16 protein-coding genes are annotated in these 19,060 nt (G+C 60.0%); 10 read left to right on the plus strand and 6 right to left on the minus strand.

All coding sequences use genetic code 11. The annotated features are described in order from the left end of the window. Positions 1-11 precede the first annotated feature (11 nt). Positions 12-1,337, plus strand: coding sequence for a flagellar hook protein FlgE (gene flgE / locus ABTV29_RS06765; protein ID WP_433769372.1), 1,326 nt, complete (start codon positions 12-14; stop codon positions 1,335-1,337). Positions 1,338-1,582: 245 nt separating this feature from the next. Here the strand turns inward: flgE and ABTV29_RS06770 are convergent, their stop codons facing one another. Further along, on the minus strand, positions 1,583-4,486 hold the full coding sequence (locus ABTV29_RS06770) for a ribonucleoside-diphosphate reductase subunit alpha (RefSeq protein ID WP_433769373.1): 2,904 nt from the start codon (positions 4,484-4,486) through the stop codon (positions 1,583-1,585). A gap of 732 nt (positions 4,487-5,218) precedes the next feature. Between ABTV29_RS06770 and ABTV29_RS06775 the strand changes: the two genes are divergently transcribed. Further along, positions 5,219-5,941 carry a response regulator gene (locus tag ABTV29_RS06775; RefSeq protein WP_433769374.1) on the plus strand — a complete coding sequence of 241 codons (723 nt, stop codon included), beginning with the start codon at positions 5,219-5,221 and terminating at the stop codon, positions 5,939-5,941. Then, positions 5,938-7,548: an ATP-binding protein gene (locus tag ABTV29_RS06780; RefSeq protein WP_433769375.1), complete on the plus strand. Its 1,611-nt coding sequence runs from the start codon at positions 5,938-5,940 to the stop codon at positions 7,546-7,548. The genes ABTV29_RS06775 and ABTV29_RS06780 overlap by 4 nt, the downstream gene beginning before the upstream one ends. Positions 7,549-7,673: 125 nt before the next feature. Here ABTV29_RS06780 and ABTV29_RS06785 read toward each other — a convergent pair whose 3' ends face one another. Next, positions 7,674-8,399, minus strand: a complete 726-nt coding sequence (locus tag ABTV29_RS06785) for a 4'-phosphopantetheinyl transferase family protein (RefSeq protein ID WP_433769376.1) — start codon at positions 8,397-8,399, stop codon at positions 7,674-7,676. 176 nt (positions 8,400-8,575) lie between these two features. On the opposite strand from ABTV29_RS06785, the gene ABTV29_RS06790 reads away from it, so the two are divergent. The 3 genes from ABTV29_RS06790 (at position 8,576) to ABTV29_RS06800 (ending at position 11,019) form a co-directional block, all read left to right on the plus strand. After that, the gene (locus tag ABTV29_RS06790; RefSeq protein ID WP_433769377.1) at positions 8,576-8,899 is read left to right on the plus strand and encodes a hypothetical protein; all 324 of its coding nucleotides are present in this window, start codon (positions 8,576-8,578) and stop codon (positions 8,897-8,899) included. Between the two features lie 99 nt (positions 8,900-8,998). Then, entirely contained in the window at positions 8,999-9,676 is a 678-nt protein-coding gene (locus tag ABTV29_RS06795) for a response regulator transcription factor (protein WP_110964479.1), read from the plus strand. Then, entirely contained in the window at positions 9,673-11,019 is a 1,347-nt protein-coding gene (locus ABTV29_RS06800) for an ATP-binding protein (protein ID WP_433769378.1), read from the plus strand. The genes ABTV29_RS06795 and ABTV29_RS06800 overlap by 4 nt, the downstream gene beginning before the upstream one ends. Before the next feature lie 118 nt (positions 11,020-11,137). On the opposite strand, the gene ABTV29_RS06805 is transcribed toward ABTV29_RS06800, so the two are convergent. Beyond that, entirely contained in the window at positions 11,138-12,151 is a 1,014-nt protein-coding gene (locus tag ABTV29_RS06805; RefSeq protein ID WP_433769379.1) for an AraC family transcriptional regulator, read from the minus strand. Between the two features lie 339 nt (positions 12,152-12,490). Between ABTV29_RS06805 and ABTV29_RS06810 the strand changes: the two genes are divergently transcribed. After that, positions 12,491-13,825: a dicarboxylate/amino acid:cation symporter gene (locus ABTV29_RS06810; protein ID WP_433769380.1), complete on the plus strand. Its 1,335-nt coding sequence runs from the start codon at positions 12,491-12,493 to the stop codon at positions 13,823-13,825. Between the two features lie 155 nt (positions 13,826-13,980). Further along, positions 13,981-15,162 (plus strand): CaiB/BaiF CoA transferase family protein, encoded by a 1,182-nt coding sequence (locus tag ABTV29_RS06815; RefSeq protein ID WP_433769381.1) that lies wholly within the window; start codon positions 13,981-13,983, stop codon positions 15,160-15,162. A gap of 120 nt (positions 15,163-15,282) precedes the next feature. Here the strand turns inward: ABTV29_RS06815 and ABTV29_RS06820 are convergent, their stop codons facing one another. Then, positions 15,283-15,777: a SprT family zinc-dependent metalloprotease gene (locus ABTV29_RS06820; protein WP_433769382.1), complete on the minus strand. Its 495-nt coding sequence runs from the start codon at positions 15,775-15,777 to the stop codon at positions 15,283-15,285. Positions 15,778-15,931: 154 nt separating this feature from the next. Next, positions 15,932-16,534, minus strand: coding sequence for a Yip1 family protein (locus ABTV29_RS06825; protein ID WP_433769383.1), 603 nt, complete (start codon positions 16,532-16,534; stop codon positions 15,932-15,934). Positions 16,535-16,905: 371 nt separating this feature from the next. On the opposite strand from ABTV29_RS06825, the gene ttcA reads away from it, so the two are divergent. Both ttcA and ABTV29_RS06835 read left to right on the plus strand, forming a co-directional pair. Continuing rightward, positions 16,906-17,730, plus strand: coding sequence for a tRNA 2-thiocytidine(32) synthetase TtcA (ttcA, locus tag ABTV29_RS06830; RefSeq protein ID WP_433769384.1), 825 nt, complete (start codon positions 16,906-16,908; stop codon positions 17,728-17,730). A gap of 128 nt (positions 17,731-17,858) precedes the next feature. Beyond that, entirely contained in the window at positions 17,859-18,533 is a 675-nt protein-coding gene (locus ABTV29_RS06835; RefSeq protein WP_433769385.1) for a DNA-3-methyladenine glycosylase I, read from the plus strand. A 99-nt stretch (positions 18,534-18,632) separates the two neighbouring features. Here the strand turns inward: ABTV29_RS06835 and ABTV29_RS06840 are convergent, their stop codons facing one another. Further along, positions 18,633-19,058: a DUF2069 domain-containing protein gene (locus ABTV29_RS06840; RefSeq protein WP_433769386.1), complete on the minus strand. Its 426-nt coding sequence runs from the start codon at positions 19,056-19,058 to the stop codon at positions 18,633-18,635. Between the last annotated feature and the right edge of the window lie 2 nt (positions 19,059-19,060).

The raw sequence follows: 19,060 nt of genomic DNA on the forward strand, positions 1-19,060 counted from the left end.
AGGAGTGGAATATGTCTTTCAACATCGGCCTTAGCGGTCTCTATGCTGCCAACAAGCAACTGGACGTGACCGGCAACAACATCGCCAACGTAGCAACCACTGGCTTCAAATCGTCCCGTGCGGAATTCGAAGATGTGTACTCGGCGACCAAGCTGGGCTCGGGCAGCAAGACCACCGGTAGCGGTGTGCGCCTGGCCAACGTTTCCCAGCAGTTCACTCAGGGCGACATCAGCAACACCGGTAACGTGCTGGACATGGGCATCAACGGCTCCGGTTTCTTCGTGCTGAACAACAGCGGTTCGCTGTCCTACACCCGTGCCGGTACGTTCAAGGTCGACAAGGAAGGCTACGTCACCAACTCCGACGGCACCGCACGCCTGCAGGGTTATGGCGTGGATGCCAACGGCAAGATCGTCAATGGTGTGTTGACCGACCTGCGCATCGACACTTCCAACCTGGCGCCGAAATCGACGACCACCGTGTCGTCGACCATCAACCTGAACTCCACGGCTGCGATCATCGATCAGACTGTTGCGGCCAACAAGTTCGATCCAGCCAAGCCGGACACCTTTACCAAGCAGTTCAGTACCCCGATTTTCGACACTCAGGGTAACCAGCACACCATGGATCAGTACATGGTCAAAACAGGTCCGAACACCTGGGATACCTACACCCTGATCGATGGTCGCAACCCTAATGGCAGCGACCCTACCGCCGCCGCTACCCCACCGGTTCCGTCCACCATGACGTTCGATACCAGCGGTAAACTGGTTTCGGTGAGCACTCCAAACCCGCCGGGTGCTCCGGTGGTCAGCAGCGATCTGAAAATCACCAACTGGGTACCGGGCAAAGTCACCAATGGCGTATGGGCTGCCAACGGCGCTGCCGCTGACCCGGCCGGTGTAACCATCTCCATGGCCAACACTACCCAGTTCAACGCTGACACCGCGCGTTCGATTCCTGCGCAGAACGGCTACGCAACTGGCCAGATCACCAACCTGACCATCGACGGCAGCGGTGTGATGCTCGCCAACTTCAGTAACTACCAGACCAAGCCGATCGGTCAGCTGGCACTGGCCAGCTTCACCAACGAACAAGGCTTGCAGCCAGTGGGCGGTACCAGCTGGAAAGAAACCTACGCGTCGGGCATCCCGGGCTACGATGCGCCGGAAACCGGCACACTGGGTTCGATCCACTCCAACTCCCTGGAAGAATCGAACGTCAACGTAACCAACGAACTGGTCGACCTGATCAAGGCGCAGAGCAACTACCAGGCGAACGCCAAGACCATCTCCACTCAGAGCACTATCATGCAGACCATCATTCAGATGACCTGATGGCTGGTACTGCTGCATAAAAAGCCCCTCGCGAGAGGGGTTTTTTTATGGCTGTTAAAGATCGAAAGATCGCAGCCTCGTTTCACTCGACAGCTCCTACAGGGAATCGCATTTCAATGTAGGAGCTGTCGAGTGAAACGAGGCTGCGATCTCTTGATTTGAGGGGGAAAAAGAAAACCCCCGACCCATCCAGAGGATTGATCGGGGGTTTCGAGTCAGCGCCTTTCAGCGCTCACCGGCTCAGCTTATTGGCAAGCTTCGCAATCCGGCTCGTCGATGGCGCAGGCCTTTGGCACTGGAGCCGGGCCGGCTGGAGCGGTCGGAGCGGCCAGGACCGAGTCGTCACCGTGGTTGCCGCCGCTGGAAACAGCGTTCAGCTTGCCGGTGTTGATGGTCGACTTCTCGGTGCTGGTCGCGGCCAGGGCACGGAGGTAGTAAGTGGTTTTCAGGCCACGGTACCAAGCCATGCGGTAGGTCACGTCCAGCTTCTTGCCCGAAGCGCCAGCGATGTACAGGTTCAGCGACTGAGCCTGGTCGATCCACTTCTGACGACGGCTTGCCGCGTCGACGATCCACTTGGTGTCCACTTCGAAGGCAGTCGCGTAGAGCTCTTTGAGTTCTTGCGGGATGCGCTCGATCTGCTGCACGGAACCGTCGTAGTACTTCAGGTCGTTGATCATGACCGAGTCCCACAGACCGCGAGCCTTGAGGTCGCGAACCAGGTACGGGTTGATCACGGTGAATTCGCCCGACAGGTTCGATTTCACATAGAGGTTCTGGTAGGTCGGTTCGATCGACTGCGAAACGCCGGTGATGTTGGCGATGGTTGCGGTCGGTGCGATGGCCATGATGTTCGAGTTGCGGATACCTTTCTGTACACGGGCGCGAACCGGTGCCCAGTCCAGGGTTTCCTTCAGGTCGACATCGATGTACTTCTGGCCACGGGCTTCGATCAGGATCTGTTGCGAATCCAGCGGCAGGATGCCCTTGGACCACAGCGAGCCCTGGAAGGTCTCGTAGGCGCCGCGCTCGTCGGCCAGGTCGCAGGACGCCTGGATGGCGAAGTAGCTGACCGCTTCCATGGAAGTGTCGGCGAACTGCACGGCGGCATCGGAACCGTAAGGAATGTGCTGCAGGTACAGCGCGTCCTGGAAGCCCATGATGCCCAGACCGACCGGACGGTGCTTGAAGTTGGAGTTCTTCGCTTGTGGCACCGAGTAGTAGTTGATGTCGATCACGTTATCGAGCATGCGCACGGCGGTGTTCACGGTGCGTTGCAGCTTGGCGGTGTCGAGCTGGCCGTTGACGATGTGGTTCGGCAGGTTGATCGAGCCCAGGTTGCAAACGGCGATCTCGTCCTTGTTGGTGTTCAAGGTGATCTCGGTGCACAGGTTCGAGCTGTGAACCACGCCCACGTGCTGCTGAGGACTGCGCAGGTTGCACGGGTCCTTGAAGGTCAGCCATGGGTGGCCGGTTTCAAACAGCATGGACAGCATCTTGCGCCACAGGTCTTTGGCCTGGATGGTCTTGAACAGCTTGATCTTGCCCGGGTACTCGGTCAGGGCTTCGTAGTACTCGTAGCGCTCTTCGAAAGCCTTGCCGGTCAGGTCGTGCAGGTCCGGTACTTCGGATGGCGAGAACAGGGTCCACTTGCCGTCATCGAAGACACGCTTCATGAACAGGTCAGGGATCCAGTTGGCGGTGTTCATGTCGTGGGTACGACGACGGTCATCACCGGTGTTCTTGCGCAGCTCGATGAACTCTTCGATGTCCATGTGCCAGGTTTCCAGGTAGGCACACACAGCGCCTTTGCGCTTGCCACCCTGGTTAACGGCGACGGCGGTGTCGTTCACCACCTTCAGGAATGGAACGACGCCCTGGGATTTGCCGTTGGTGCCCTTGATGTACGAGCCCAGCGCGCGAACCGGCGTCCAGTCGTTACCCAGGCCACCGGCGAATTTCGACAGCATGGCGTTGTCGTGGATCGCGTGGTAGATGCCCGACAGGTCGTCCGGCACGGTGGTCAGGTAGCAGCTCGACAGCTGTGGACGCAGGGTGCCGGCGTTGAACAGGGTTGGAGTCGAAGCCATGTAGTCGAAGGACGACAACAGGTTGTAGAACTCGATGGCACGGGCTTCGCGGTCTTTCTCTTCGATCGCCAGGCCCATGGCCACGCGCATGAAGAAGATCTGCGGCAGTTCGAAACGCACGCCATCCTTGTGGATGAAGTAACGGTCGTACAGGGTTTGCAGGCCCAGGTAAGTGAACTGCTGGTCACGCTCGTGGTTGATCGCCTTGCCGAGTTTTTCCAGGTCGAAGCTGGCCAACTCAGGGTTCAGCAGCTCGTATTCCACACCCTTGGCGACGTAGGCAGGCAGGGCCTTGGCGTACAGGTCAGCCATTTCGTGGTGAGTGGCGCTCTCGGCGACGCCGAGGAAACCCAGGCCTTCGGCACGCAGGGTGTCCATCAGCAGGCGGGCGGTCACGAACGAGTAGTTCGGCTCACGCTCCACCAGGGTGCGGGCGGTCATTACCAGTGCGGTATTGACGTCGTTCAGGGCCACGCCGTCGTACAGGTTCTTCAGGGTTTCGCGCTGGATCAGGTCGCCGTCGACTTCTTCCAGGCCTTCGCACGCTTCGGTGACGATGGTGTTCAGGCGACCCATGTCCAGCGGTGCCAGGCTGCCGTCGGCGCGGGTGATGCGGATCGATGGGTGAGCGTTGACGGTTTCTTCGGCCGGGGAGTGCGCGGCGCGCTCCTTGGCGCGGGAGTCACGATAGATCACATAGTCGCGCGCGACTTTCTGCTCGCCGGCACGCATCAGGGCCAGTTCGACCTGGTCCTGGATTTCTTCGATGTGGATGGTGCCGCCCGATGGCATGCGACGCTTGAATGTGGCGGTGACCTGTTCGGTCAGGCGGGCAACGGTGTCGTGGATTCGCGACGAGGCAGCAGCGGTGCCGCCCTCAACTGCGAGAAACGCTTTGGTGATGGCGACGGTGATTTTGTCATCGGTGTAAGGAACGACAGTGCCGTTACGCTTGATCACGCGCAGTTGACCAGGCGCGGTGGCGGACAGATCCGAAGTCGAATCGGCGGCCTGCGGCAAGGTGCCCTGCGGGTTCTCGCGAGTTGTGTCGGTTTGCATGGGTGTCTCCACGTTCTCTATGTTTGTTTGGGCACCGTCAAGGTGCCCACCGTTCCGTCCTGAAGCACTACAACCGGCCAATGCCGGGCATAACAACTTCGGGACAGTAGGAAGGGTGCTATTGGGGCGCCGCTTCCATGCCGAAGTCTTTGGTCTCACGCCTTGGGCCTGAGACCGGGGTCCTTTCAGGTGACAGTTGGGACTGCAACACCCGTACCGTTTTCACCGCTCAGGGCCGAAATACAGTAGCCATCCGCGTGCGCGGTTTGGTCTTGCGAAAATACGTTTGGTTCAACCGGATAGTGGCAAGAAAAGCCCTTGAAATTGCGGTCCGGTTTGTGTTTGGTCTTTTGCGCAAAACCCTACATGTAGGGTTTTTTTGGCGCAGGGCTACAAGATAATGCGTTTTGGGGAGGGATTGCAACGTACTACCTGTGGATAAGCCTGTGCGTAAATTGTGTGTGAAAGAGCGAATCGGCGTGTAGGCCGCGATGCTGCTGGACCGGACTTTTTTTCAGCCTTTTTCTGCGATTGAAAACAGCCGGATGGATTTTTAAGGGCGCGAACCCTATCACAAAAAAACGCCATGTCCGAACGCATTTACCAGCTTGTGTTCTGCGCGGGCGACGTTTATACAATCGGCCAGCCCGTAGGAGATTTAACCTCTCAAAACATTACAAAAAGACGGGCAGATCCTTCCTTATTAGCGTTCTTGGCAAGTAGAGGTCACCCGTGGAGCAACAAGCCTGGCAGATATTGATTGTGGAGGACGATCAGCGTCTGGCCGATCTGACCCGTGATTATCTGCAAGCCAACGGCCTGCGCGTATCGATCGAGGGCGACGGTGCCCTGGCGGCGGCGCGCATCATCAAGGAGCAACCGGACCTGGTGATCCTCGACCTGATGCTCCCCGGTGAAGATGGCCTGAGCATTTGCCGCAAGGTCCGCGATCGTTATGACGGTCCGATCCTGATGCTCACCGCGCGTACCGACGACACCGACCAGATTCTCGGCCTCGACCTGGGCGCCGACGACTATGTGTGCAAACCGGTGCGTCCGCGACTACTGCTGGCGCGCATCCAGGCGCTGTTGCGCCGCAGCGAAACACCGGAAGTGGCCCCGGAAAAACTGCGGCGCCTGCAGTTCGGCCCATTGGTGGTGGATAGCGCCTTGCGCGAAGCCTGGCTCAACGACAACGGCATCGAGCTGACCAGCGCCGAGTTCGATTTACTCTGGCTGCTGGTTGCCAACGCCGGGCGCATTCTGTCCCGGGAAGAAATCTTCACCGCGCTTCGCGGTATCGGCTATGACGGCCAGGACCGCTCCATCGACGTGCGCATTTCGCGCATCCGCCCGAAAATCGGCGATGACCCGGACCATCCGCGGCTGATCAAGACCATCCGCAGCAAAGGCTATCTGTTTGTTCCCGAGGCCTGCGCAGACTCGTCCCTGTGAACTCGATCTTCCTGCGCATCTATGGCGGCATGTGCGCCGCGCTGATTCTGGTGGCGGTGCTCGGCGTGCTGGCGTTGCACATGCTCAATCAGGTGCGCGGCGAGCAGTACCGGGAACGCCTGGCCCATGGCACGTTCTCGCTGATGGCCGACAACCTGCAACCGATGACCCGGACCGAGCGCCAGCGTTCGCTGCTGGTATGGGAGCGGCTGCTGGGGATTCCGCTGGCGCTGAAAACCTTCAGCGAGACCGACCTCGACCTGACCCAGCGCACCCGTGTGCTGCGTGGCCAGGCGCTGGTGGAGCAGACCGGCCCGCATGCGGCGAGGGTCTATCGCCTGGTCAGCGACAAGGAACAACTCGTACTCACCGGCGACGTGCAACAGATCAGCGAGCAGTTGGCCCGGGCGACGATTTACCTGCTGGCCGACGAACTGGTGCGTTACCCCGTCGGCGAGCAGCCGGTACGGCTGGCGCAATTGAAGCAGGACAAGGGCTTTGGATTCGATTTGCGCCTGGTGACGGTGGAAGAAGCCGACATGGACGAAGACCAGAGCCGTCGCGTGTCCGAAGGCGACACGGTGATGGCGCTGGGCAAGGGGGGCGATTCGATCCGCGTGTTTGCGGGTATGGTTGGCACGCCGTGGGTGCTGGAAATCGGCCCGTTGTATCAGATGAATCCTTATCCGCCGGAGTGGCTGGTGCTGATCGCCGCGCTGGGCCTGACCCTGATCGGTCTGATCGTCTATCTGCTGGTGCGCCAATTGGAGCGCCGTCTGCGCGGTCTGGAAGCGGCGGCCACGCGTATCGCCAAGGGCAGCCTGGAAACTCGCGTGCCGGCGCGGGGGGCGGACTCCGTGGGGCGACTGGCATCGGCGTTCAATGGCATGGCCGAGCACCTGCAACAACTGCTGGCGATTCAGCGGGAACTGGTGCGTGCGGTGTCCCACGAATTGCGCACGCCAGTGGCGCGCTTGCGCTTTGGCCTGGAAATGATCGGTTCGGCCACCACCCCGCAGGCCCTGGAAAAATACTGCGAGAGCATGGACCACGACATCGAGGACCTCGACCGTCTTGTGGACGAAATGCTGACCTATGCGCGACTGGAACAAGGCTCGCCGGCCCTGAATTTTCAGCGCATCGACCTGGATGCCCTGGTCAATCAGGTGATCGAGGAACTGGCGCCGTTGCGCGTTGATATCACGGTGCAGCGAGGCTTGTGCCTGTCCGCCGCCGATTGCGACGACGCCTGGGTCGAGGCCGAGCCGCGCTACCTGCACCGGGCGCTGCAGAACCTCGTCAGCAACGCCATGCGCCACGCGCAATCACGGGTGACCATCAGCTATCAGGTGGGACAACAGCGTTGCCGGGTGGACGTTGAAGACGACGGGCCGGGCGTGCCGGAGATCGCCTGGGAAAAAATCTTCACCCCCTTCCTGCGCCTCGACGACAGCCGCACCCGTGCTTCGGGCGGGCATGGACTGGGCTTGTCCATTGTTCGACGCATCATTCATTGGCATGACGGCCGGGCATTGATCAGCAAGAGCAAAAGCCTGGGCGGGGCGTGTTTCAGCCTGAGTTGGCCGAGGAATCAGGAGAAGCGCTGAGATTGCTGTTGTGTTCGAAGGCCTTATCGCGAGCAGGCTCGCTCCCACACTGGAACTGTGTCATTCACAAATTTCCTGTGGGAGCGAGCCTGCTCGCGATGGGGCCGTCTCCAGCACCGAAAAATTCAGGCCTTGATACTCACCAGACTCAGCAACTGCCCATCCTGCACCCCGAACTGCGCCTCGAGCTCGGTGCCGTTTCGCCATTCACTGGACAGGTCGGTCAACAACCGCAACCGCACCTCGCCCGCCTCGGTCCACTCCAGCACTTCGGCGTGTTCAAAGTAGAAACGCTGTTGAACGATCGGATAGAGCGCCTTGAACAGGCTTTCCTTGACCGAGAAGGTCAGAGTCACCCATAGCGCCAGATGATCGCGCCGACCTGCCGCCATGCGCTGCAGTTCAGGTGCGGTGAGGATTTCCCCCGCCAGGCGTTCGGCGCGTTCGGCATTGAGCAGGTTTTCCAGGTCCATGCCCAGGCCGCGCCAATGGGCTTTCTTCGCGACGATGGCCGCGGCCCGGCCTGTGCTGTGGGTAATGGAGCCTGTGATATGTGCCGGCCAGACGGGAGCCCGGTCTTCGCCGATGGCCGGACTGAGGTTCAGGCCTTCCAACTGTTGCAACGCGGCCCGGGCGCAGATTCGCCCGGCGAGGAACTCGGCCTGTCGTTTGGCGACTGAGCGCTGAATACTCGCTGGCGCCTCGATGGCGCTGCTCTGGAAATCATCGCCGCGCAATTGCGAGGCATCGAAATGGGTACTCAGCAGAACCGTGTCGGGCAGCACAAACGGCAGCGGCCAGTGGGCATCGAGGGGCGTGCAGCAGGCGGGCAGGGCAGGTATGGGATTCATGTCGCGCATTTTGCCGGGTTGCCTCGTGGCTGGGTAGTGTCCGGGATTTTTGTGGCGCGGGTTGATTCAGCTCAGGTTCAGAGTGCGTTCAGGGGGAGTTCAGGGCCGGGTGCGTAATCTTGCCGCTACCGAAACGGCCTCTACCAACACGCGTATGGCGCATGAGGAAACTTCCTATGACTGGCTTGAAAAACCTGATTCTGGCATTCACCGTCCTGGGCGTCAGTGCAGCGGCCCATGCCGCCGACAGTAACTTCACCCGGCCTTCCACCGGACAGACCAGCAACAAGGCCAGAAAGTCCACCGTCCTGAACTACTCGAACGTGGGCGCAGTGGTCGCCGAAGACAGCGCCTGGGGCGCGCATCTGCCCCGACAGAACAGCCACGACGGTTATTACGCCACGTATGACAAAGTGTCGGTATCCCACAATGGCATTAAACTTTTCGAGCAGGACCTCATGGGCCGCTACGATTTAACGGGTATCAGAGAGCAGTCGTGAACATCGCCGGCAACTTATGCGTGGCATTGAATGATGCCTTTGAGAACATGCCCTTGAGAACGTTGCACCCCTGGAGCTGTTGATGTGCAGGAGAGCGTTATGAAACTGCTGGTCGTCGAAGATGAAGCGCTGTTGCGCCATCACCTGCAAACCCGCCTGACGGAAAGTGGTCACGTGGTCGAGTCCGTGGCCAACGCCGAGGAGGCGTTGTATCAGACCGAACAATTCAACCATGACCTGGCGGTAATTGATCTCGGCCTGCCGGGCATGAGCGGCCTGGATCTGATCCGCCAGTTGCGCTCGCGGGGCAAGACCTTTCCGATCCTGATCCTCACCGCGCGGGGTAACTGGCAAGACAAGGTCGAAGGCCTGGCCGCTGGTGCCGATGACTATGTGGTCAAACCGTTCCAGTTCGAAGAACTCGAAGCCCGGCTCAATGCCTTGTTGCGCCGCTCCAGCGGTTTCACCCAGTCGACCATCGTCGCCGGGCCGCTGGTCCTGGACCTCAATCGCAAACAGGCGTCCCTCGATGATCAGCCGCTGGCGCTGACCGCCTACGAATACCGCATCCTCGAATACCTGATGCGCCATCACCAGCAGGTTGTCGCCAAGGACCGCCTGATGGAGCAGCTTTATCCGGATGACGACGAGCGCGATCCGAATGTGATCGAAGTGCTGGTCGGCCGTCTGCGACGCAAACTCGAGGGGCCTGCCGGCTTCAAACCGATCGATACCGTTCGCGGCCTCGGCTATCTGTTCAATGAGCGCTGCACTTGATTCGCTCACTGCGCGTACGCCTGATGCTCGCCGCCACGATCCTGGCGGTGTTGTTCATGCTGGCGCTGCTGCCGGCGATGCAAGGCGCGTTCAGCCTGGCGTTGCAGGACTCCATCGAGCAGCGCCTGGCGTCCGACGTGACCACGTTGATCTCCGCCGCAAGGGTGGAGAACAACCATTTGCAGATGCCGGCACAACTGCCTGACGAACGCTTCAATCTCACCGACAGCCGACTGCTCGGCTACATCTACGACCGCGAAGGTCACCTGGTCTGGCGCTCCAGAGGTACCCAGGAAGAGAACATCAATTACAAACCCCGCTATGACGGACGCGGCAACGAGTTCGCCAGAATCCGCCAGCCCAATGGCCAGGAGTTTTTCGTCTACGACGTCGAGGTGAAGTTGCTCGGTGGCAAGAGCGCAGCGTTCAGCATCGTCGCCCTGCAACCGGTTCGCGAATACGAGGTGACCCTCGAAGGCCTGCGGGAAAACCTCTATCTGGGCTTTGGCGCAGCCTTGCTGGTGCTGCTGGCGCTGTTGTGGATCGGCTTGACCTGGGGTTTGCGCGCGTTGCGAAGGCTCAGTCAGGAGCTGGACGAAATCGAAAGTGGCGCCCGCGAAAGCCTCAGCGAACAGCACCCCCGCGAACTGCTGCGCCTGACCGGTTCACTGAACCGTTTGCTGCACAGCGAGCGCGAGCAGCGCAGCCGTTATCGCGATTCCCTCGACGATCTGGCGCACAGCCTGAAAACCCCGCTGGCGGTGCTGCAAGGTGTCAGCGAGGACATGGCTCAACGCCCCGAAAAACGCGACCAGGCCTGGGTTCTGCAAACCCAGATCGAACGCATGAGCCAGCAGATCAGCTATCAATTGCAGCGCGCCAGCCTGCGCAAGAGCGGTCTGGTGCGTCATCAGGTGCACTTGCGCCCGGTCTTGCAAAGCCTGTGCGACACCCTGGACAAGGTCTATCGTGACAAACGCGTGCGGGTGACGCTGGATCTGCCACAGGAGTGCTACGTGCCCATCGAGCAGGGCGCCTTGCTGGAAATGATGGGCAACCTGTTGGAGAACGCTTATCGGTTGTGCCTGGGCGAGGTGCGTATCAGCGTGCGGCAGACCCTGAGCGGCCTTGAGTTATGCGTCGAAGACGATGGCCCCGGCGTACCGCCCGACCAGCGTGCGCGAATCCTGCAAAGAGGTGAGCGGCTGGATCGCCAGCATCCCGGGCAAGGCATCGGCCTGGCGGTGGTCAAGGACATCATCGAAAGCTACAGCGCCAAGCTGACTTTGGGGGATTCACCCATGGGGGGCGCGGCGTTCAGGATTCATTTTCCGGTGGTTTAGAGTTGGTTTTCCGGACGCCATCGCGAGCAGGCTCGCTCCCACATTGGATTGCTGCCAGATCAAAAAATTGTGGGAGCGAGCCTGCTCGCGATGGGGGCGGCGAAAGTCGCGTGCCGGGTTAATTCTCCTGGGCCCTGTAGGCGCCAGGCGTAAGCCCCGTCCACTTCTTGAACGCCCGATGAAACGCCGACGGCTCGGAAAACCCCAGCTGCTCGGCGATCTGCTGCAAGGGCAAGTCGTTGCGACTCAGATGGTAGATCGCAATATCGCGGCGCAATTGATCCTTCAACTCCTGAAAACTGGTGCCTTCTTCGCGCAGATGCCGGCGCAGCGTCTGCGAACTGATGTGCAGGTGCGCAGCCACGGCGTCGAGGTCCGGCCAGGGTGAACTGTCGCGGCTGAGCAAGCGGCGCAGCTGGCTGCTCAGGCTATGGCCGTCATCCGGGCGCGATAACAGGTCGGCCGGCGAGCGTTCAAGGAAATGCTTGAGAGTGCGTTCGTCCTGCAGTAACGGCATGTTCAGGTAGCGGCTGTGAAACAGCAGGCTGCTCTGTGCAGTGCCGCTCTCGGGTTCGTTGAAAACCAGCGGGCACGAGAACAGCAAATCGTATTCGGCCCCGTGTTCCGGTCGCGGGTAGCTGAACGTGGCCTGCTCCAGGCGAATACGCTGGCCAATCAGCCAACTGCCGAACCGGTGCCAGGTGACCAGCAGACATTCGCTGAGAAAGTGATCCGGGTCCCAAAGCTGCGAATCATCCAGGCTCAGGCGGATCATTTCGTCTTCACGGGTCACCGTCAGGCGCGGGGCGTCAGGGAATAGGCTATAAAACATTAAGCCGCGGTTGAGCGCCTTTTCCAGGTTGCGGCAATGAATCACGGCATGACACATCATCGCGAAGCTGCCCGGAACGCTGCGGCCTTGCCCGAAACCCAGGTATTCGTCGTTCAGCGCAAGCCGGAGCGATTGCAGCAGTCGAGTGAATTGCTCCGGTGCGATGCGCGCCCGCGGCTCGTCGAGCAACTCGGGGCTGATCCCCAATTGCTGCAACAGGTCCGAATAGTCGTAGCCTTGCCGCTGTGCGCCGCGCAGGGCGGCGCGGGCGAAATGGCTGGCGATGGTGCGTTCGCGCATTAAAGGTCAATCCATCCACTGAGCGACGGATGGTAGCTGCGGTACGGAGCGGCGAACAAGGCGGATATCCGCCAAATTGCAGGATGCGTTCAGGGCAATGGGCGGAAATCCGCCACGATGTTGTAGCCGAGAGCAGGCAAGGAAAAACCTGCAACCCTTGATATCAAAAGGCTTGCAGGGATTTCGCGGAAGGTGGCACGGGCCTTGCGATACAACGGGCAGATGCCTGCCGTCGCGCAGCTCGAAAAAACAAATCCCTCCAGTGCAGGAGGGTTCGCAAATGAGGTCTCGTGGTCAACAGATGGATGTTGCCCACGCGCACTCTTGAGGAACTTTGCAATGACGACTCGTCAGCCACTGTACAAATCCCTGTATTTCCAGGTGATCGTCGCAATTGTCATCGGTATTTTGCTCGGTCACTACTATCCACAGCTCGGCGTGGCCGTGAAGCCGTTGGGTGACGGGTTCATCAAGCTGATCAAAATGATCATCGCTCCGATCATCTTCTGCACCGTCGTCAGCGGTATCGCTGGCATGCAGAACATGAAGTCGGTCGGCAAGACCGGCGGTTATGCACTCCTGTACTTCGAAATCGTTTCGACCATCGCGTTGCTGGTGGGCCTGATCGTGGTCAACATCGTGCAGCCAGGCGCTGGCATGCACATCGATGTGACCACCCTGGATGCCTCGAAAGTGGCGACCTACGTGGCACAAGGCGCTGATCAGAGCGTGATCGGCTTCCTGATGAACATCATCCCGGCCACCATCGTCGGCGCGTTCGCCACGGGCGACATCCTGCAAGTGCTGATGTTCTCGGTGATCTTCGGTTTCGCCCTGCATCGCCTGGGTGCCTACGGCAAGCCGCTGCTGGACTTCATCGATCGTTTTGCCCATGTGATGTTCAACATCATCAACATGATCATGAAGCTCGCGCCAATCGGTGCGTTCGGTGCCATGGCCTTCACCATCGGCGCCTACGGTGTCGGCTCGCTGGTGCAGCTGGGTCAACTGATGGCCTGCTTCTATATCACTTGCGTACTGTTCATCCTGATCGTGCTGGGCGGTATCGCCCGCGCGCACGGCTTCAGCGTGCTGAAAATGATCCGCTACATCCGTGAGGAACTGCTGATCGTACTGGGTACTTCCTCTTCGGAATCGGTGCTGCCACGCATGCTGATCAAGATGGAGCGCCTGGGTGCACAGAAATCCGTCGTGGGCCTGGTGATCCCGACCGGTTACTCGTTCAACCTCGACGGTACCGCGATCTACCTGACCATGGCGGCCGTGTTCATTGCCCAGGCCACTGACGCCCACATGGACATCACGCACCAGATCACCCTGCTGGTGGTACTGCTGCTGTCCTCCAAAGGCGCCGCGGGCGTGACCGGTTCGGGCTTCATCGTACTGGCCGCGACCCTGTCCGCCGTGGGCCACCTGCCGGTTGCCGGCCTGGCACTGATCCTGGGTATCGACCGCTTCATGTCCGAAGCCCGTGCCCTGACCAACCTGATCGGTAACGCCGTTGCCACCATCGTTGTGGCCAAGTGGGTGAAGGAACTGGACACCGACGTGCTGCAATCCGAGCTGGCCTCGGGCGGTCGCGGCATCGCCGACGAGCGCGCCGAAGACGGCCAGGAAGTGGCTCATACCCCAACTGCAAGCAGCGTCAAATAAGCTCCTGAAGTAAGTTTTGCTGTATGAAAAACCCGCTTCGGCGGGTTTTTTCTTGCCTTGGATTTGAGCGCAACGGTCAGCGCAACTGTCGCATAAGGTGATTGCTCCCGGGCGCTCGGCTGCCTAGGCTGGGGGATCGTTTAGGGAGAACACCCATGCTCGGTCCACTGGCATCACTCAAGGTTCTGGATTTCTCGACATTGCTGCCGGGGCCGTTTGCCTCGCTCTTGCTGGCGGACATGGGCGCCGAGGTGCTGCGCATCGAATCACCGACCCGGATGGACCTGCTGCGGGTGCTGCCGCCGCACGATCAGGGTGTGTCAGCCAGTCATGCCTACCTCAACCGCAACAAGCGCAGCCTGGCCCTGGACCTCAAGCAGCCCGAGGCGCTGGAGGTGATCAGGCAGTTGCTCCAGGACTACGACATTGTGCTGGAGCAGTTCCGCCCCGGCGTCATGGAGCGCCTGGGGCTGGGGTATGAAGCGCTGAAGGCGATCAATCCGAAGCTGATTTATGTGTCGATCACCGGCTATGGCCAGACCGGCCCTTACAAGGATCGCGCCGGCCATGACATCAATTACCTCGCGCTGGCCGGCCTATCGAGTTACACCGGCCGCGCCGACAGCGGGCCTCTGCCTTTGGGCGCGCAGGTGGCGGACGTCGCCGGCGGTTCACTGCACGGGGTGATTGGCCTGTTGGCGGCGGTGATCGCCCGACAGCAGACCGGGCAAGGGCAGCATCTGGATATCAGCATGACTGACTGCGCGTTCAGCCTGAACGCCATGGCGGGTGCCGGGTATCTGGCCTGTGGCATCGAGCCGGGCAGGGAAGACCAGGTGCTCAATGGCGGCAGCTTCTACGACTATTACCGCTCGCGGGATGGCCGCTGGTTATCGGTGGGCAGCCTGGAGCCGGATTTCATGAAGCAATTGTGCGTGGCCCTGGGCCTGGAAGAGCTGGCGGGCCTGGGCTTGTCGCCGCAACCGGCGCAGCAGAAGAAGCTCAAGGACGCCCTGAAGACTGAATTCGAGAAACATGACTTTGCCGAATTGTGCGCGCTGTTTGCCGAGCTGGATGCCTGCGTCGAGCCAGTGCTGAGTCTTGGCGAAGCGGTGCGCCATCCGCAGTTGCAGGCGCGGGAGCTGGTCACCCAAGTGCCTCGGGGTGACGGTTCGAGCCAGTCGCAGATGGCGTGCCCGTTGAAGTTTTCAGAGGGGTTGCCGCAGCCAAGGCATATTGGGGCGGCGTTGGGGGAGCATACGGATCAGGTGTTGGGGGAGTTGGGGTTCAGTGGGCAGCGGATTGAAGAGCTGCGGCGGGCCAAGGTGATTCTTTAGCGTCTTCAAGGGCCTCATCGCGAGCAGGCTCGCTCCCACAATGGTTCTACGCCGCACCAAAGATCCCCTGTAGGAGCGAGCTTGCTCGCGATGAGGCCAGTGCAGTCACCAAAAATCCTGCTACTCGACCCGCATCTCCCCACTGAACACCAGGGTACTGCGACACCGCCGACACAAATATCGCCGCCCCTGCCTCACCAGCCCGTGCCGCTGCGCTGAAAACGGGAAATCGCTGTCCGGGCAAGGGCATCTGTAGATATAGCGGGTCACGCTGCGACGCTTGACGTCGTAGGTATGGCAGCGATTGGGCGGCAGTTCGTACACGCCGCGCATGATCAATTGCCATTCTTCGCCGTGGGGCTGGATACGGTCGCCGAACAGTTGATGGGCGATCAGGTGCGCGACTTCGTGGGCCACGGTCTGCTTGAGGAAGTCTTCGGTGTTCTCCCGGTACAGCTGCGGATTGAAGCGCAGCAGGTTCTCGTGCAAATGCGCGACACCGGCTTTTTGCCCGCGCAGCTTGAGACTCACCACGGGGCGTTTGAAGGGTCGTTTGAAAAAGGATTCGGCTAGTTGGAAACAGTCTTCGACGCGGGTATTGAGTTGCTCGGGCATGCTTGATGGATCTCCAGAGACGTCGAGTATGCCGCAACCCTCGGCCCTTGCGAATTGGCCGTGCGCCGAATGGTCGTTGCCGTTTCTGTTACCCAGGCATTAAAAGGCCGCCTTGCGGCGGCCTGTGTCGGCAGATCTGATTTTAATGTTGATGCTAATTGGTATAGACCGGCCCCACGCCGAGTCCCCAGACAATAACGGTGAACGCCATGATGGCCACCAGCACCACCAGGCCTACGGCGAGTACCGAACTGGAAAACAGGAATCCCTCGTCAGATGGAATGTTCATGAAAGTCGGCAAGCCGACATACAACAGGTAGACCGTGTAGCAGATGGCCGCGGTACCGATGATCATCCCCAGCCACAAGTGCGGATACAGGGCCGCCAGACCACCAATGAACAGCGGAGTCGCGGTGTAGGTCGCAAACGCCACGCAGCGGGCCAGGCTCGGATTGGCGTCATAGGTGCGGGCCATCCAGTGAATGAACGCCCCCATCACCGCCACCCCGCCGAGCATTGCCAGGTACGACATGATCGACATCCATAGTGCGCTTTCCATCGTCAGCATCACGGGCGCTCGACTGCCGATGACCCAGCCGACCTGTGTGGTGCCGATAAACGCTGACACTGCCGGAATCGCCGCCAGAATCAGCGTGTGTGTCAGGTACATGTGGCTGATGCTTTCCTCCTGGTCGCCACGGATTTCTTTCCATTCCTGGTCAGGGTGGGTGAACAGTCCCACTACGTGATGGATCATGCCAGTCACTCCTCTTGTTTTACCGTCGCCCCCCAGTGGAGCGCCTACGGGCCAATGGCCAAGTACGTCATAGGTCTGGATTTGCGTGCGACCTTATGACGCAGTATAGGAAGGACTTAACCTCACAAGGTGAGGGGGCTTAGAGCAAATTGCGCTGTAAAAACCCGGGTTAATCGCAGTTACATCTGTAGGAGCTGCCGAAGGCTGCGATCTTTTGATCTTGTTTTTTAAAATCAAAAGATCGCAGCCTTCGGCAGCTCCTACAGGAATTGGATCAGTCAGGACGATTGGCGGTCCGTCAGGATGCTTCGCCATGAAGGTGTTTTTGCGTAAAATGCCCGCCTTTCGTCACACCTCACGGATTTCGCGTCATGGGCACTCTTACGGTCAACCAGAACAAACTGCAAAAGCGCCTTCGCCGCCAGGCCGGTGAGGCTGTCGCCGATTTCAACATGATTGAAGACGGCGACAAGGTCATGGTCTGCCTGTCCGGCGGCAAGGACAGCTACACCATGCTCGACGTGCTGATGCACTTGCAGAAGGTCGCGCCGATCAAGTTCGACATCGTGGCCGTGAACATGGACCAGAAGCAGCCGGGCTTCCCCGAGCACGTGCTGCCGGCCTACCTCAAAGAGCTGGGCATCGAATACCACATCGTCGAGAAAGACACTTACTCGGTGGTCAAGGAGCTGGTGCCCGAGGGCAAAACCACCTGCTCGCTGTGCTCGCGCCTGCGCCGTGGCACGCTTTACACCTTCGCCGATGAAATCGGTGCGACCAAAATGGCCCTGGGTCACCACCGCGACGACATCGTCGAAACCTTCTTCCTGAACATGTTCTTCAACGGTTCGCTCAAGGCCATGCCACCGAAACTGCGTGCAGACGATGGCCGCAACGTGGTGATCCGCCCGTTGGCCTACTGCAGCGAAAAAGACATCCAGGCCTATTCGGACTTCAAACAGTTCCCGATCATCCCGTGCAACCTCTGTGGTTCCCAGGAAAACCTGCAGCGTCAGGTGGTCAAGGAAATGCTCCTGGACTGGGAGCGCAAGAGCCCGGGCCGTACCGAGAGCATCTTCCGCAGCCTGCAGAACGTGAGCCCGTCGCAACTGGCGGACCGCAACCTGTTCGACTTCACCAATCTGCGGATCGACGAGACGGCAGCTTCGCGCTTCGTCAACGTGGTCAACCTTTAAACCCAATCACTGTGGGAGCGGGCTTGCTCGCGAATGCGGTAGTTCAGACAACAATGAGGTTGACTGATACACCGCTTTCGCGAGCAAGCCCGCTCCCACATTTGTTTTTTTACATCTGAGGAGAGGGCATGCGCGACTACAAGTGGCTGAACGAGTACTGCCTGAACCGCTTCGGTTCGGCGGCTGAACTGGAAGCCCATCTGCCCGTTCCGAAAACCACGGCGCAATTGCGCGACATCACCGACGACCGCTACCTGTCGACCATGGCGTTGCGGGTATTTCGCGCCGGCCTGAAACACAGTCTGGTGGACGCCAAGTGGCCCGCCTTCGAGGAAGTGTTCTTCAAGTTCGACCCGGAAAAAGTCGTGCTGATGAGTGCCGAACACCTGGAGCGGCTGATGCAGGATGCGCGAATCATCCGCCACCTGGGCAAGCTCAAGAGCGTGCCGCGCAATGCGCAGTTCGTGCTGGACGTGGCGCATGAAAAGGGCAGCTTCGGCGCGTTGCTCGCCGATTGGCCTGTGACGGATATCGTTGGCCTTTGGACCTTCCTGAAAAAGCGCGGCAGCCAATTGGGTGGCCTCTCGGCGCCACGCTTCTTGCGCATGGTCGGCAAGGACACCTTCGTGCCGAGTTACGATGTCGTCGCCGCTTTGAATGCACAGAACATCATCGACAAAGTGCCGAGCAGCCTGCGCGACCTGGCGTTGGTGCAGGATGTTTTCAACCAGTGGCACGAAGAAAGTGGCGGGCGGCCGATGAGCCAGATTTCGATGATGCTGGCGTACACCGTCAACCATTAAGACCGAGTCGCCCCCATCGCGGGCAAGCCCGCTCCCACAGGGGATTTGTGAACGACACGTATCCATTGTGTGAGCGAGCCTGCTCGCGATAGCGATTGATCAGGCGGCGGCAATTTCGCCTTCGCCTGCCAACTTGCGGTTCAACTGATGCCGCCAGCGCACATACAGCAGCGCCGAGCAGAACACCACCAGGCTCGCGGACATCTCCAGCAAACCGAACATCTGCCGATTCGGGTCGTATGCCGCCAATGCGCCCTTGATGAAATACAGATTCACCACAAAGCACATCCACGAATGCCCACGCGGGCTACCGGCGATCATGCCGGGCGCCAACAGCAGCAGCGGCACCAGCTCGATCAGCAAAATCACCCATGGCCGGGCGCCGTGCAGATCTGCGACCAGCAGATAGTAGATGCACAGCAAGCCCACCAGACCGAGAAAACACAGCAGGCTGATCACGCGCATGGCACGGACACGGGGTTCCAGCCATTCGATGGCGGGGAGGATCTTCGGCTTTCTGGCCACCC

The sequence above is a fragment of the Pseudomonas putida genome (assembly GCF_050989985.1).
GTDB classification, from domain to species: domain Bacteria; phylum Pseudomonadota; class Gammaproteobacteria; order Pseudomonadales; family Pseudomonadaceae; genus Aquipseudomonas; species Aquipseudomonas putida_AI.